General features: G+C 39.3%; 14 protein-coding genes. 4 read left to right on the forward strand and 10 right to left on the reverse strand.

Annotated features, from left to right (window positions below):
- Positions 1-49: 49 nt before the first annotated feature.
- Complete coding sequence (locus ACIF8R_RS09275) at positions 50-457, reverse strand: hypothetical protein (protein WP_396480382.1); 408 nt, start codon at positions 455-457, stop codon at positions 50-52.
- A 167-nt stretch (positions 458-624) separates the two neighbouring features.
- On the opposite strand from ACIF8R_RS09275, the gene ACIF8R_RS09280 reads away from it, so the two are divergent.
- On the forward strand, positions 625-999 hold the full coding sequence (locus ACIF8R_RS09280; protein WP_086495926.1) for a lysozyme inhibitor LprI family protein: 375 nt from the start codon (positions 625-627) through the stop codon (positions 997-999).
- A 51-nt stretch (positions 1,000-1,050) separates the two neighbouring features.
- Here the strand turns inward: ACIF8R_RS09280 and infA are convergent, their stop codons facing one another.
- Positions 1,051-1,272: a translation initiation factor IF-1 gene (gene infA, locus ACIF8R_RS09285; protein WP_001284370.1), complete on the reverse strand. Its 222-nt coding sequence runs from the start codon at positions 1,270-1,272 to the stop codon at positions 1,051-1,053.
- A gap of 264 nt (positions 1,273-1,536) precedes the next feature.
- Between infA and ACIF8R_RS09290 the strand changes: the two genes are divergently transcribed.
- Positions 1,537-2,547, forward strand: coding sequence for an AraC family transcriptional regulator (locus tag ACIF8R_RS09290; RefSeq protein WP_396480559.1), 1,011 nt, complete (start codon positions 1,537-1,539; stop codon positions 2,545-2,547).
- Between the two features lie 16 nt (positions 2,548-2,563).
- Here ACIF8R_RS09290 and truA read toward each other — a convergent pair whose 3' ends face one another.
- The 5 genes from truA to asd all read right to left on the reverse strand — a co-directional run bounded on the left by truA (position 2,564) and on the right by asd (position 8,368).
- Complete coding sequence (gene truA / locus ACIF8R_RS09295; RefSeq protein WP_019458030.1) at positions 2,564-3,361, reverse strand: tRNA pseudouridine(38-40) synthase TruA; 798 nt, start codon at positions 3,359-3,361, stop codon at positions 2,564-2,566.
- A 14-nt stretch (positions 3,362-3,375) separates the two neighbouring features.
- The gene (locus ACIF8R_RS09300; protein WP_396480385.1) at positions 3,376-4,347 is read right to left on the reverse strand and encodes an asparaginase; all 972 of its coding nucleotides are present in this window, start codon (positions 4,345-4,347) and stop codon (positions 3,376-3,378) included.
- Positions 4,348-4,405: 58 nt separating this feature from the next.
- Positions 4,406-5,698 (reverse strand): hypothetical protein, encoded by a 1,293-nt coding sequence (locus ACIF8R_RS09305; RefSeq protein WP_396480387.1) that lies wholly within the window; start codon positions 5,696-5,698, stop codon positions 4,406-4,408.
- 59 nt (positions 5,699-5,757) lie between these two features.
- Positions 5,758-7,101, reverse strand: a complete 1,344-nt coding sequence (locus tag ACIF8R_RS09310; protein WP_396480388.1) for a FimV family protein — start codon at positions 7,099-7,101, stop codon at positions 5,758-5,760.
- A gap of 148 nt (positions 7,102-7,249) precedes the next feature.
- Positions 7,250-8,368, reverse strand: a complete 1,119-nt coding sequence (gene asd, locus ACIF8R_RS09315; RefSeq protein ID WP_311069523.1) for an aspartate-semialdehyde dehydrogenase — start codon at positions 8,366-8,368, stop codon at positions 7,250-7,252.
- A 187-nt stretch (positions 8,369-8,555) separates the two neighbouring features.
- Between asd and ACIF8R_RS09320 the strand changes: the two genes are divergently transcribed.
- Positions 8,556-9,677 carry an endonuclease/exonuclease/phosphatase family protein gene (locus ACIF8R_RS09320; RefSeq protein ID WP_396480390.1) on the forward strand — a complete coding sequence of 374 codons (1,122 nt, stop codon included), beginning with the start codon at positions 8,556-8,558 and terminating at the stop codon, positions 9,675-9,677.
- A 689-nt stretch (positions 9,678-10,366) separates the two neighbouring features.
- On the forward strand, positions 10,367-11,653 hold the full coding sequence (gene gltP / locus ACIF8R_RS09325; protein ID WP_087605936.1) for a glutamate/aspartate:proton symporter GltP: 1,287 nt from the start codon (positions 10,367-10,369) through the stop codon (positions 11,651-11,653).
- A gap of 56 nt (positions 11,654-11,709) precedes the next feature.
- On the opposite strand, the gene ACIF8R_RS09330 is transcribed toward gltP, so the two are convergent.
- The 3 genes from ACIF8R_RS09330 to ACIF8R_RS09340 form a co-directional block, all read right to left on the reverse strand.
- On the reverse strand, positions 11,710-12,810 hold the full coding sequence (locus ACIF8R_RS09330) for a glycosyltransferase family 4 protein (RefSeq protein ID WP_396480392.1): 1,101 nt from the start codon (positions 12,808-12,810) through the stop codon (positions 11,710-11,712).
- A gap of 269 nt (positions 12,811-13,079) precedes the next feature.
- Positions 13,080-14,015 (reverse strand): LpxL/LpxP family Kdo(2)-lipid IV(A) lauroyl/palmitoleoyl acyltransferase, encoded by a 936-nt coding sequence (gene lpxL / locus ACIF8R_RS09335; protein ID WP_396480394.1) that lies wholly within the window; start codon positions 14,013-14,015, stop codon positions 13,080-13,082.
- A 119-nt stretch (positions 14,016-14,134) separates the two neighbouring features.
- Entirely contained in the window at positions 14,135-14,767 is a 633-nt protein-coding gene (locus ACIF8R_RS09340; RefSeq protein WP_396480396.1) for a LysE family translocator, read from the reverse strand.
- Positions 14,768-14,773: the final 6 nt, after the last annotated feature.

Genomic DNA, 14,773 nt, shown 5'->3' on the forward strand with positions numbered 1-14,773 from the left:
TTTGGTAAAAAACGCAGCTTGAAGCTGCGTTTTTTATTGTCGAAAGGTTTTAACAGGCTTTGCCCTGATATTGGATTGATTCAGCAATGTCATTTTTAAGCTGAAAAATAACTTTGCAACTAAAATTAACATCGTAAGAATTGCTTCCTAAAGACCCCGATTGAATAGGGACTGGATTACCACCCATCTCTACATTACTCACCATAGGAATGGGAATACTTAATGGCCGTAAAATTGTGTATATGAGTTGATTTGGTGTTTTTTGTGGAACATGAGCAATTTGAAAACCAAGACCACGCAAGTTTATTTCTTGCTGAATGACGGTCGATGATTTGCCCAGAAAGCCTTTTAAATATTCCTGTAAGTCGACAGATTGGCGTGGGACATTTGCACAACCGTTAAAATGAATAAGTATTACTGAGAGTAAGCTTATTCGACATAAGGTCTGTATATTCATTTTTCTCTCTATCACATTATATTTATTATTAGATAACGGTAGGTTGGATTGCCTAGCTTGTAAAGAAAAAAAGGAAGTTTATGATAAATGGAGAATGAGTTTATCTAGGGATTCATACTCATATCCAAAAGGCTTTATAATTATTTTTCAAAAAACTTAAGGAAAACATGATGAAAAAAATACTTTTAGCATTTTTATGCAGCTTTGGAGTAACAGCGGTATATGCCGATAATTGTGACACTACTCGTAATACTTATGATGATATTTACTGTACAAATAAAATCTATGCGAGTGCTGATGCGGATCTGAATAAAAACTATCAGGCATTAAGAGCAAAATTGAATACGGCGCAAAAAAATACGCTTAAGAAGTCTCAACTTGCTTGGATACGTCAACGTGATGCTGAATGTACAGATTCAAATAGAAATAGTGTAGACGTGCAATGTCGTTTACAGACAACGCAAGAAAGAAACCATTGGCTGCAAGAAAGATTGCGTGAATGCCAAACAGTTGGATGTAAAACCAGTCGATTAAGTGAATAAATAACGCAATAAAAAAGCCACTTCATGATGTGGCTTTTTTGCATTCACTAATTAGCGAGCACGGTACGTAATACGACCTTTAGTTAAGTCATATGGAGTCATTTCGACTTTCACACTGTCGCCAGTAAGAATACGGATATAGTGTTTACGCATTTTACCAGAAATGTGTGCAATAACTTCGTGACCGTTTTCAAGACGTACACGGAACATCGTATTAGGAAGCGTTTCGGTGACAACGCCTTCGAACTCAATGAGTTCCTCTTTATTGGCCATAGCCTACCTGATGATCAAATTGGAAAGGCGCAAATTATAGTCAATTTATTTAAAAAAAACAAGATAGACATCTTCTTGTTAAAGCATCTGGTTAAACTATGACTAGTAAAAAAAGATGTAATTTTTTTCACAAAACAACTCTAATTCTGTTGTCAGTTTGGTCAATCAACGCTAATCTAAAATCATAGTTATTAGGGACTGTTCATGAAAAAAGAGTCAACAGCTCCTAAGTATCAATGAAGTATCTACATGGAAGGGCACTGCGTGGGTCAGCTAACAGATGCATCAGTTGTATTACGTTTTGGCTATCAAGCAATTCGTCGTGCAGGATTGCCAACAGAAGAAATATTAACTAAAGCGGGAGTCGCTTTAAATCAGGTCGATACTAATGCACGTACTCCGTTAAGTGCACAGTATGCCTTTTGGACTGCAGCTCAGGAAGTCAGTAATGATCCAGACATCGGTTTGCATTTAGGTGAACATTTGCCTTTATACCGTGGTCAGGTGATTGAACATTTATTCATTAGTAGTGAGACCTTTGGTGAAGGGCTTAAGCGAGCTTTGGCTTACCAACGTCTAATTAGTGATGCATTCGATGCGAAACTAGTGGTTGAAGATGGACGCTGCTATTTGACTAATGGTGAGCAAGTGGGAGCCGACAATCTTGTAAATCGTCATTTTTCAGAATGTGCGATTTCTGGTGTGCTTCGATTCTTCAAATTTATTACTGAAGGGCAGTTTCATCCTATCTTCATCGATTTTAACTTTAGTGAAGGTGCTTCGGAGGACGAATATTTCCGAGTTTATGGCTGTCCGGTAAGTTTAGGGCAAAAAGAAACAAGACTATATTTTGACCCTGCCATTTTAGACTTCCAGCTTTGGCAAGCAGAGCCTGAACTATTGCAATTGCATGAGCAGCTCGCAATTGAAAAGTTACAAGAACTTGCTCGTTATGATTTAGTGGGTGAAGTTCGTCGTGCGATTGGTTCGACACTTGAAAGTGGAGAAACCACGCTAGAAACTGTAGCAGCTCAATTAAATATTACACCGCGCCGTTTACGGACACAGTTAAGCGAAGCAAATACTAGTTTCCAGCAAATACTTTCTGACTATCGCTGTCGTTTGGCTAAAAAACTTTTGGCAAATACCAGTGAGAGCGTGGAACGTATTGTGTATTTAACGGGTTTCTCTGAACCAAGTACGTTCTATCGTGCGTTTAAACGATGGACCAATGAAACACCAGTTGAGTACCGTAAGCGTAAACAACACCGTTAATAAAAATGGGTTAAGCCTACTCAGGTAGGTTTAACCAATGTGGCCCAAGTGGTGGCTGTGGCAAGTCAAATTGCTCAGGGTAATAACATTGAATAAAGTAGAGACCATCAGGTGGAGCAGTGACACCTGCAGCTTTACGATCTTGTGCCGCAAACATCGCATCGATATGGTCTATTTCATACATACCTTGACCAATTTCGAGTAAGCATCCAACAATATTACGCACCATATGGTGTAAAAAACCATCTGCTTGAATATCTAAGACCAAGTAGCGGCCATGTTCAAATAGACGGCAATGCGTTACATGTCGTACAGGCTTATTGGACTGGCATGCTGCTGCGCGGAAGGTTTCAAAGTTATGTGTTCCTTCAAATTTGCTGGCAGCTTTAATCATCTTTTGCACATCTAGCTGTTGGTAAATGTGCGTGACCTGTTTATGTAAGAGGGCTGGGCGACAAGGAGCGTTATAAATAACATAGCGGTAACGTCGAGCCGTCGCCTTAAAGCGTGCATGAAAGTTTTCATCCATCAGTTTAATCCACTGAATGGAAATATCTTTAGGTAACTGGCTATTTGCTCCTCTCAACCATCCCATTTCTGGACGAATGGCGTTCGTATCGAAGTGTGCCACCATATTCGTTGCATGTACTCCCGCATCTGTTCGGCCCGCACCGTGAAGTGCAATAGGTTCATCTGCGATTTTGCTGAGTACACGCTCAATGGTTTCCTGAACGCTGGCAACGCCTGGCTGTTGTGTTTGCCATCCTCGATATTGAACTCCGCTAAACTCAATACCGACCGCATAACGTTGCATAGCTTTACCTCTATTTAATGCAAATTTTCATTCCAATGGCTGAGCCATTGTTCTGGGGTTGGGTATTTTAAATAGATTTGAAGTGCTTTTGCATAAAGATCTGCATGACTATGCGCATCATTAATGACAATTTTTGCAGTTTTGGCCCAAGCACTAATTGCATAACGTTGATCAATGCCGCCAAAGGTCACCTGTGTCGCCAAGATTGGAACACAACCATGAGCATACAGTTCATCTAAGGTTGCCAATAGTTCAGGGTTTACTGCGATATTGCCTGTACCAAAGCCTTGTAACACCAAAAAGTGTGGTGGAGCAGGAAGTAAGTGACGTAATTGCTGTACCAAGTGCTGTGTTGCAATCGGTTGCATCATCCAGTTTAAAATTTGGAATGAAGCTGCTTTTTCAATTTGAGCATTTTGTACGATCAATTCATTTTGCTGAGGCGTAAACTCAGCTTCACTACTTAAACCTGAAAATGCATCGAGTTCAGTTGTATGCGTTTTTAAAGCAGTTTGTGCATGGAATACTTGATGATGGAATGCAAGATATGCACCTACAGGTAGGGCAATCACCTGTTCTAATGCAAGATATAAGTTCTCAATTGCATCAGTAAATTCACGAGTATTATCACCTTGAATATTAAGTAGCGGGTATTGGCTACCAGTAATCACAATATGACAGCTTTGGCCTAAAAAGCGGGCTAGGGTTGCAGCCGCATAACTAAGTGTATCTGTACCGTGAATAACAACGAAATGTTGATAGCCTTCAAGTTGTAGTTGTTGTATGCGTTGAATGAGGCGTAACCAATCAGGTGCCGTACATGCACTGCTATCGACAATATTGGGTGCAGCGAAGCAGTCAACCGTTAAGTGTGGGGGAATCACTTTTTCAAGTTGAGGCAAGAATTGGTCATAAGGCATAGGCGCTAAAGGTTCACCAATGCAACCAAAAGTACCACCCATATAAAATAAGGCTATTTTTTTCATATTTTTGCAGGCATAAAAAAGCAGTCATCTCTGACTGCTTATGGTAAATCGAACAGTTCTAAGAAGCTATGCGATTAAGTAGGTTTTTCGCATGTTGTTGTTGTTCTGTGTTGAATTTTTGCTCATCAGCCTGTAGTAAATTGCGCGCTGCTTGGTTCGCTCCAAACTTAATGTATTGCTCAGCCAATTTCAAATCGAGCTCACTTTCATTTACTTGTTTTAATTCTGGAAAAGCTTCTAGAAGTGGATCTTCTATTTGAGCTTGCGTAACTGCTTCATTGACTACATCTATAGGGTTTTGAGTTTCAAGCTCTGGTGCTGTAACTAACGTAGGCTCATCTAACGAAAACTCAAGTGGTGCGATCGAAGTCGCTTCTAATGGCGCTTGTTCTACGAGTGTAAGTTCATCTAATGAAGGAGTTTGTTCAACAGATTTCGTCTCTGAACTTGAAGGATTTAAGTCAAGGTTGAAATCTAATGCACTAACGCTACTCTCTTGATCTGCTTTTACCTCTACTGCTTGAGTTTTTTCCTCAGTTTCATGCTGAGGGGCCAAGTCAAAAGAAAACTCTAAATCAGCTAGCTCATTTGTTTCCTGAGATGGCGATACTTCTGGTTCTTGCGGAGAAGTTGATACTTCTGGTTCATGTACAGGTTGGCTGGTATTTTCTGTAGCCGCAGTTTTTTCGAATGAAAAGTTAAATTCTAACGGCTCAACTTCAACAGCAGGTTCTTGTTTTACCGGTGTATAGTCTTTCTGCAAGTCATCAAAAGAAGCTTCAGAAGAACTTGTTGTTAACTGGTCAAACTGAGCTGTTGTATCAGGTGTATTTTTTGGCTCTTCATACGTTTGAGCCTGAGGAAAATCAATAGCATCAGGTTGTCTTGAAGACTCATATTCTTTTTGTCTTGCTTCTGCTTTAATTGCGATTTCATTTAATGCCAAGCTGCGAATATGGCTAATAAGTTGTTGAATCGCAAATTCATCTTTTTGAGCAATATGAACTTCAAGAAGTAATAAATACAATTCGTGTTGGGTATTGTCTTTCTTTAGTGCCTGATTGACTTGAGCTTCGGCCGCAGAAAACTGTTTTTCTTGAATGAGTTGTTGAATATTTTGACGAACAGCTTCTGGTACCGGACTACTTTGTGGAAGAGCAGGAGCGACTTCTTCAACTACACTAACTTTACTTTTTTCGCGAGAGCTTTTACTCGTTTTTGTACTCGCTTTTTTACCCGCTTTTTTACTTATACTTTTTGAGGAGGTGGTCTCTTGTTTTTGGCCATTCTCACGCTTTTTTAAAACAACGGCGACCACGAGTAATATGATAAACGGAATCACATATAACATTACTTTCCCCTTAAAAAATAAAATTTTGCAATATAAAGCGAGCTAACTCTGGTTTTAACTTAATGTTTTTGCTTGTGAGTTCGTTGCTGTGCCTGTAACTGCTGTTGTAACTCTGCCAAACGCGCATTCAGAAGTTGAATACGTTGGTCTTTTAAACTTAAAGTTTGATTTAGTTTGGTTACATTCCTTTGTAATGTAACGGTTTTTTCTCGAGTTGTCATAACTTTTACTGCTAACTCAGTATTGTTTTGACCTTGTTGTGTGCTCTTTTTTGCACTTCCATGAGTAGAATTTGGGCTGTTCTCTGCCACAATGCTCATTTCAGCTTGTTGTAAACGATATTTAGCTCTGCCAGAAGATGGTTTTGCTAAGTTGGCTTCACTCGATTTAGGTTTTGGATGTGAAGCTTTAGCTGTATTTGCTGCTGTTAAGTTTAGTGAAATTCCCTGACGTAAGCGGTTTACATCACCTTGAATAAATGCATGTCGGTTTTGAGCTTGGATATCTCGCATGACTTTAGACACAGGTTGTTTGGTCTGTGCTGCAATACGATTGGCAATAGTCCATAAAGACTCATTCCGTTGTACAACATATTTACCGGTAGGTGCTGGGCCTTTATAGGTGCTGATTTTTTGCTTTTTCGGTGTATTTTTACTTAATACATTTTTTTGTTGAGCAGGCTTAGCTTGGGCTGCTTTTTTGACTGTAGTTGTTTGATTGTCATTGCTTGTTTTAAGAGGTGCAGATGGCTGCTCAGTACTCATTGCTGCGATAGTTTGCTGTGGCGCTTGAGTCGAAGGTTTTTCGGTAAAAGGCGTCGCAGGAGTAGAGCTATTCAAAGCCGGAGCAGATCCAGTACTAATGTTTAGATTACGTTCATTAGCTGGAGTTTCGGCTACGGTTGTTGCTGTCTCAGCAGGTGTGTATCGAGTACTTTCAGGTAAGTTTAACGCGATGTCTTTTTCATTTACGATAAATTGCGGTGAAAGTAGACTTTCGTTAGCAGCGACCTTTTTTATAGGCGATGGCTTTAAAACGGTTTTAATATGTTGAAGACGAGTTGCATTACCTTCACTGACTTTTACGACAATATTCAGTTCAGGATCAATAATAGGGCGAGATGAGGTAATTACAATAACGCCAGAACCTTGGCCATTTTGTCGCGTATAAAAATTCAAGTTACCAGGAGGTTGATGAGTGACTCCTAAACCATTGAGATCTTCTTGCGTGGCTAAACTGACTTGCAAGGGCGTATTTGGATCGGCTTGCTGAAAATTCATTTCTGCATACAGTAATTCCCCAGGCGCAGATTGAATTTGAATAGGATCTAATGTAATCGCATAAACAGAAGGCGAAGACATAATGGTGAAAATGGCAATTTTTAATTTGTTATATGCAGTCATCTCAATCCATGACCTGATCAGTCGTAAAGTCGTTCAAAATTATACAATAATGAAATGTAAATAAATTGTTAATTTTTCACAAACCAGTTACGAAAAAGCCGATCAAATGTGATCGGCTTTTTATTTTGACTGAATGATTCAGGTCAAATTATGAGCTTTTGTATTCTACTAAAATACGTAACATACGACGTAAAGGTTCAGCAGCACCCCAAAGTAGCTGATCGCCTACTGTGAATGCACCGAGATACTCTTTACCCATATTGAGTTTACGTAAACGGCCTACAGGTACAGTTAAGGTACCAGTCACAGCTACAGGTGTAAGATCAGTCATAGATGCTTCACGTGTATTTGGTACGACTTTAGCCCACTGGTTTGAGTTACGAATCATATCTTCGATCTCATCAAGCGGAACATCTTTTTTCAGTTTGATCGTTAATGCTTGAGAGTGGCAACGCATTGCACCGATACGAACACAGTGACCATCAATAGGAACGATTTGAGAGTTACCTAAAATCTTGTTGGTTTCAACTTGACCTTTCCACTCTTCTTTAGATTGACCGCTTTCAAGCTGTTTATCAATGTAAGGAATTAATGAACCCGCAAGTGGCACACCAAAGTTTGCAGAAGGGAAACCTTCACCGCGTTGTAACTCAGCAACTTGACGGTCAATATCAAGAATTGCAGATTTAGGATCATCTAACAAGGTCTTGGTATTGTTGTATAAATAACCCATACCTGTTAACAACTCACGCATGTTTTGTGCGCCAGCGCCTGATGCCGCTTGATAAGTCATTGCAGTCATCCACTCAACCAAATTATTTTGGAAAAGTGCGCCCACACCCATCAACATAAGTGATACTGTACAGTTACCACCCACGAAAGTTTTAGTACCTTTCGCTAAACCGTCTTTAATCACGTTAAGGTTAACTGGATCAAGAACAATGATTGCATCATCAGACATACGTAAAGTAGATGCAGCATCAATCCAGTAGCCATCCCAACCAGTTGCTTTTAACTGTGGGAAAACTTCAGACGTGTAGTCACCACCTTGGCAGGTAATAATGACATCCATTTGCTTCAGACTATTAATGTCTGTAGCTTCCATAAGTGCTGGGGCAGTCTTACCACCAAATGAAGGAGCTTCACCACCTGCATTACTGGTAGAGAAGTAGAATGGCTCAATATGAGCAAAATCATTCTCTTCAACCATACGTTGCATAAGGACGGAACCGACCATCCCGCGCCAACCGACCAGACCTACTTTCATGTCATTTTGCCTCGGTGCGTTAAAATTGTTAGGGGGAGTTGAGTGTATCAAAAGTGCTCACAACTGCAAGCGTTACAGAATCAAAACAGCAATTTTATTGAGTAGAATATCTTGTTTATGTTACATACAAAATTGATAAAGATGACAAAAACATTAAAAAACAAATCATCTTAAAAGAGTAATTTCAATGATTTATATCGAAGTTCTATCTGTGGTGGTGATTTGGTTGACTTTCTGGTCACTTATCCCTCGTGATGAGTGGTGGTTTAGAGGGGCTGATTTTCCACGGCTACAAATTCTATTTATTGGCTTAATTGCTCTAATTGGCATGCTGTTTTGGCCGGATGAATGGAATATCGGGCGTGAGCTTTTGCTTGCGGTGCTCATCGCGGCAATTGCTTATCAACTTAAAATGGTTTTGCCTTATACATTGTTTTGGAAAAAGCAGGTTAAAAAGGTCAAACAACAGCAAGTAGATCCCAAAAAGCAAATTTCACTTATCGTTTCCAATGTGCTCATGCCTAATGATAAATATCATTTGCTTCTTGAGCATGTGCGGTCACTCAAACCTGACTTACTCCTTACTTTAGAAACAGATAAAACGTGGGAAAATGCTTTAAAAGAAATTGAAGGGGATTACCCTTACCGTGTGCCTGTACCTCTCGATAACTTATATGGCATGCATTTATATAGTCGACTACCGCTTAAAAATGTTGAGGTCAAATTCATTTTAAGTAATGAAATTCCTTCTATCCATACTACGGTTATCTTACGTTCTGGTATGCCTGTTCAGCTCTACTGTTTACATCCAAAGCCGCCTAGTCCAACTGAAGCAAAAGATTCAACACTGCGAGATGCAGAGCTTCTGATTGTTGGAGATCAAATTAAGGATTTAGATGAAAGTTGTATTGTGATGGGGGATTTAAACGATGTAGCGTGGTCACGGACAACCCGTTTATTTCAGCGTATTAGTGGGTTGCTCGACCCGCGAGTTGGGCGACATTTTATAAATACTTTTCATGCAGACTATCCTTTATTACGTTGGTCACTCGACCATATATTTCACAGTACAGACTTCGGTTTGGTAAAAATGCAGCGTTTATCTCATATTGGATCAGATCATTTTCCTGTCTACGTCGTTTTACAAACAGGTCGAATATTTGAAGAAATTCAAGAAGAAGTAGAGCAAACTCAAGATGATGAAGAGGAAGCTCAAGCTGCGATACAAGAAGGTATTGCTAAAGCTGAAAAAGAAGAAAAAATAGTAACTGATGAAATTGCTGAGCCTTATAAAGAGAAAAGTATATAAAAATAAGTTGTAAGCAATATCGTACAAAGATTTGAGTCTAGGTCCAATAGGCAGGGGGAGCTAAAACCCGTATTCTACATTCATCGGCACACGGAAGCGGGAATGGATAATCCCAAGTAAGGATGCACTAAGCTGATATGGAACGACATCACGGATAGGATGTTAGAACGGAAGCGATAAAAAGAATTATATACCCTGAAAGCACAACCTCATTTACCCGAGTTTTGCAGGACGCAGAACTCGGGTTGATATTTATATAAATATCATTTAATTATTTGTAAATTAAAGAAAATTTTTTAAGGTTATCTTAATTTTAAAATCTATTTAATATAGGTAGTAGTCCATAAATTTTTTTATATATTCGAGCTTTTTCCGATGAAAATAGATACAAAAAACTTTTTTGTTAAGTTTTTGTTTTTATAGATTATTGAGGAATAAATATAGGCTTTGGTCTATTTAGACATAAATTGGACTTGTTTAATTGGCAAATCTCAATAGAATGTGCCGATCGTTGACATGTTGGATCGTCAACAGGCATTGTTGTTTACTTCGCCGGATCGGCGGGTTGTGATTTGCTTGTGTATTTAAATTTCTGTTTGGAAATTACTGCACATATTGAGGTTTCACTATAAGAATAGTGTTCTTCTCCCTCTCATATTTGATACTTTGCGGTGCATAAGGATTGTCTTATGAAGAATTTTAAATTTAGCCTTGCGTGGCAAATTTTAATTGCTTTAATCCTAGGGATAGTTGTCGGGGCTGTTTTACATAATCAGCCTGAAATCAAAGATAGTATTGTAACTAATGTTCTTACTCCATTAGGTAAGATCTTTATTAGCCTGATTAAAATGATTGTTATTCCAATCGTTTTCTCTACATTGATTTTAGGTATTGCTGGTGTTGGCAGTACAAAAAGTCTAGGGCGTCTTGGTTTTAAAACCATTCTCTATTTCGAAATTATTACTACTATTGCTATTTTAGTTGGCTTGGTTGCAGCGAATATCTTCCATCCAGGTTCAGGCATTGATATGTCTCAACTGGTTCAAACTGATATTTCTCAATATAAGCATACAACTGAAGAAGTACAGTCACAGTCTCATGGCATCATGCAGACAATATTATCGCTTATCCCAACGAACATTATTAGTTCAATGGCGCATGGCGAAATGTTACCTGTGATTTTCTTTGCTGTGCTTTTTGGTATTGGCTTATCTTCATTGCCAGCTACGACGAAAGACCCGCTATTAAATGTATTTCATGCTATCTCGGAAACAATGTTCCGTGTGACGCACATCATCATGAAATATGCGCCAGTGGGTGTATTTGGTTTAATCGCTGTAACTGTTGCAAACTTCGGTTTCGCTTCACTTATTCCATTAGGTAAATTGGTTGTATTGGTTTACGGTGCAATCTTGTTCTTTGCTTTAGTGGTACTTGGTTTAACTGCAAAAATGTTCAGCATCAATATCTTTACATTGTTTAAGATTTTGAAAGATGAATTAATCTTGGCGTATTCGACTGCAAGTTCGGAAACAGTTTTACCGCGTATTATGCAAAAAATGGAAGCTTACGGTGCGCCAAAAGCGATTTCTAGTTTTGTAATCCCAACAGGTTATTCATTTAACCTTGATGGTTCTACGCTTTACCAAAGTATTGCAGCAATCTTTATTGCACAGCTTTACGGTATCGAAATGTCAATCAGCCAACAAGTGATTTTGGTTGTAACACTAATGATTACTTCTAAAGGTATCGCAGGTGTTCCTGGCGTATCATTCGTTGTGTTATTAGCGACATTAGGTAGTGTTGGTATTCCTGTAGAAGGCTTAGCATTTATTGCTGGTGTTGACCGTATCATGGATATGGCTCGTACTGCGTTGAACGTTGTAGGTAACGCGCTTGCGGTACTTGTAATCAGTAAGTGGGAAAAACAATATGACTATGAAAAAGCTGCTGCTTATGAAGCAACATTTAAATAAGACTGCTTTCTTTTAGTTGTAAAAAAACCCGCGATCATCGCGGGTTTTTTATTACGTTATTTCAGTACACTTTGATATAGCTCAAGGGTTTGGTCGCACATATATTTTAAACTAAACATTGTTACAGGAGCGACTGTTTGAGGTTGTTCAATATGATGTTTTACTGTTTCGACTAAGGCTTTTTCATTTTCAGCTTCAACAAGACCTTGTGGATATACATTCGATAAAATCTCGGCAACACCTCCACGGTTCCAGCCAATCACCGGTGTACCGACTGAGAGCGCTTCTAATGCTGTTCTACCGAATGTTTCTGCTTGATTGGATAGAGAGAGCACAATGTCGCTAAAAGCGAGCCATTCACGTATATCTGAGCGATGTCCTACAAAGGTAATTTTATCTGCAAGTCCTTTGCTTTGAATGGTGCTTTGCAACTCACTTAAATAGGCCTGTTTTTTAGCATCGGCACCACCCACAACAACAGCATGTAGTTGAGGATATTGCGACTGAAGCTGTTGCATCAATTCAATTAAGCTTTCATGTCCTTTTAAACGCGTAATACGGCCAGGCAAGCATAGTAAAAATTTATTTTCGAGTTCAGGAAAATCATTAAAAACCTGATTAAACCACTGTGCTGAGGGTTGGTAGTTATGTGGAAAAGCAGCTGGATCAATCCCTCGATAAATCCGGACAATATCTTGAGGTGGACAGTTTTTATAATGGTCAGTGATGTATTTAACTACGCTGTCAGAAACAGCAATTACTTTTTCAGCTTGAGTCATAATTGCACTATAACGATTGACTGAGTAGAAACCATGTACTGTGCTGATGAGGTGAGGGCGCTTATGTGTTGGTATTCCTTTTAAGGCAAAATGCGTAAGCCAAGCAGGAACACGTGAGCGTACATGAACAATATCGGGCTGATGCTCTTCAATAAGTCGACGTAAAGGGCGGATTTGCCATAAGCTCGATAAAGATTTTTTATGAATCGGTAGTGTTAAGTGTTTAGAGCCCTCGGCTTCAAGTTGAGACACTAATCGTCCGCCATTTGACACAACCAAAGATTGGTGGCCTTGTGCAACTAGTGCACGTGCAATTTCCAGTGTGCCGCGTTCTACGCCACCGCTATTGAGTTCTGGGAGAAGTTGCATCACTTTCATTGTTTTTTGCCTTTAGATTGTAGCAAAGCGGGATCTTGCGATTTTGAAGTCGAAATTTAGAGATTAACCTTCGGTTCGACCTACTTTTGTTTTGGCAAAAGTAGGCAAAACCATTCTCATCCACAAAACCTGTTCACTGCTTGTGTGTATCAAATTATATCGCAGAAACAGTATCTTCACTGATTTTGGGCAGGTTGTGGATGACGTTTCCGCGAGTCATATAAATAATGTTGTGCCTACTACCAATTTAAACTCATTGCAGCTTTATCTTAATAGATCTCTTCATATCCCTCTGGACGTGTTTTAAATCGGCGATGGAACCACATATATTGAGTTGGTGCGATACGAAGCTGATTCTCAATAATCTTATTTACGCGGGTTGCATCATCGATTTCATCTTCACTTGGCATATTGTCGACCGCAGGTTCAATCAAGATGTGATATTTAGGGTCGTGTACGTCGCCCTGACGATAAAAATATAAAGGGACTGCAACTGCTTTTGAAATTTTTAATAAACGACGGTGAGCCGTTACTGTAGCAGCTGGTACTCCAAAAAATGGTGCCATAACACCTTGTTTGAGCCCGAAGTCTTGGTCGGGGCTATACCAAATTGCATCACCATCTTTAAGGTGGCGAATTAAGCCACGCATATCATCATGATCGATTTGTGCTTTATAAATGGTTGCTCGGCAACGATAAATAAGCATGTCGAGTAGAGGGTTATTTTGAGGACGATATACAACATCTGGCTCAAAATATTGAGCACATACATAACCACCAGCATCAAGCAAAGTACTGTGAGTTCCCAGTAATAAAACACCTTTGCCTTGTGCTTGAGCATTGGTAATGTGCTCTAAGCCTTCAATCGTGACACGGTTTTTAAACCAGTACGGCTTATACCAAGCGTTTAAGGTCTCAAAAATACCAAGCATCATATCTACAAAAACTTGTTTTGCTTGTTGCTGTACTTTTTCAGATGACCATTCGGGAAAGCAAACTTCTAAATTACGAATAGTAGTTTTGCGACGAGATTTTAAATATTTCCAAGCGATATTTGCTAACCCGTGAGCCAAACGCCATTGAATCGCCCACGGTAAAATAGCCAAAAGCATGAGGAAAGTAATCGCAATCCATACACCCCAATATTTGGGTAATAAAAAGGACCACTGAAACTCACCGGGCGTATAAGGCTGCTTTTGGCTCATAACGATATAAAAAATTGAAAAAGTTAAAACTGCCAAAAGTGTATCACGAACTGAATTTATCGTCGTAATACACAGGAGTAAATTGAAGGTTTAGAGTCTGTAAAGAAAAATAAAGTGGGTTATCGGCGGTGTTCTAAAAGAATACGAACAGCGAGTCCGGCTAATACGGTACCCATAATCCAGCGTTGGATGTTTGTCCAAAGCGGTTTTTGTTGTAGAAAGAGCGCAATGCTACCTGCAGAAAACACAATCAGTGCATTTACTGAAACACTTACAAAAATTTGTATGGTTCCGAGTTGAATAGATTGCGCTAAAATACTGCCTTGTTGTGGGTGTATAAACTGTGGCAATAAAGACAAATACATAATCGCAATTTTGGGATTAAATAAATTTGTCAAAAAGCCCATTAAAAATAATTTTAATGGTGAATCGATAGATAAGTCTTTTACACTGAAAATAGGTGCAGCATTTGGACGTAATGCTTTCCATGCAAGCCAGAGTAAATATATGGCACCTACAATACGAATCGTGTCATAGGCATATGGAACTGCGACCACAAGTGCCGTAATCCCGAAAGAAGCAGAGAGCATATAGAATACAAAACCAACCGCAACGCCACCGAGGGAAATAAAACCTGCGAGTTTGCCCTGACTAATGGAACGAGATATAAGATAAATCATGTTTGGACCCGGGGTGAGTACCATCGCCAAGCAAATGAGTCCGAATGCCAAAATTTGAGAGAGATCTAGCACGGGAAT

Origin of the sequence: Acinetobacter sp. ABJ_C4_1 (genome assembly GCF_044538495.1) — a bacterium.
Lineage (GTDB): Bacteria > Pseudomonadota > Gammaproteobacteria > Pseudomonadales > Moraxellaceae > Acinetobacter > Acinetobacter nosocomialis_A.

Bases quoted from the DNA above. Each gene is read 5' to 3' on its own strand.
- ACIF8R_RS09275 (WP_396480382.1), bottom strand. From the start codon at position 457: ATGAATATACAGACCTTATGTCGAATAAGCTTACTCTCAGTAATACTT.
- ACIF8R_RS09280 (WP_086495926.1), top strand. From the start codon at position 625: ATGATGAAAAAAATACTTTTAGCATTTTTATGCAGCTTTGGAGTAACA.
- infA (WP_001284370.1), bottom strand. From the start codon at position 1,272: ATGGCCAATAAAGAGGAACTCATTGAGTTCGAAGGCGTTGTCACCGAA.
- truA (WP_019458030.1), bottom strand. From the start codon at position 3,361: ATGCAACGTTATGCGGTCGGTATTGAGTTTAGCGGAGTTCAATATCGA.
- ACIF8R_RS09300 (WP_396480385.1), bottom strand. From the start codon at position 4,347: ATGAAAAAAATAGCCTTATTTTATATGGGTGGTACTTTTGGTTGCATT.
- ACIF8R_RS09305 (WP_396480387.1), bottom strand. From the start codon at position 5,698: ATGTTATATGTGATTCCGTTTATCATATTACTCGTGGTCGCCGTTGTT.
- ACIF8R_RS09310 (WP_396480388.1), bottom strand. From the start codon at position 7,101: ATGACTGCATATAACAAATTAAAAATTGCCATTTTCACCATTATGTCT.
- asd (WP_311069523.1), bottom strand. From the start codon at position 8,368: ATGAAAGTAGGTCTGGTCGGTTGGCGCGGGATGGTCGGTTCCGTCCTT.
- ACIF8R_RS09320 (WP_396480390.1), top strand. From the start codon at position 8,556: ATGATTTATATCGAAGTTCTATCTGTGGTGGTGATTTGGTTGACTTTC.
- gltP (WP_087605936.1), top strand. From the start codon at position 10,367: ATGAAGAATTTTAAATTTAGCCTTGCGTGGCAAATTTTAATTGCTTTA.
- ACIF8R_RS09330 (WP_396480392.1), bottom strand. From the start codon at position 12,810: ATGAAAGTGATGCAACTTCTCCCAGAACTCAATAGCGGTGGCGTAGAA.
- lpxL (WP_396480394.1), bottom strand. From the start codon at position 14,015: ATGAGCCAAAAGCAGCCTTATACGCCCGGTGAGTTTCAGTGGTCCTTT.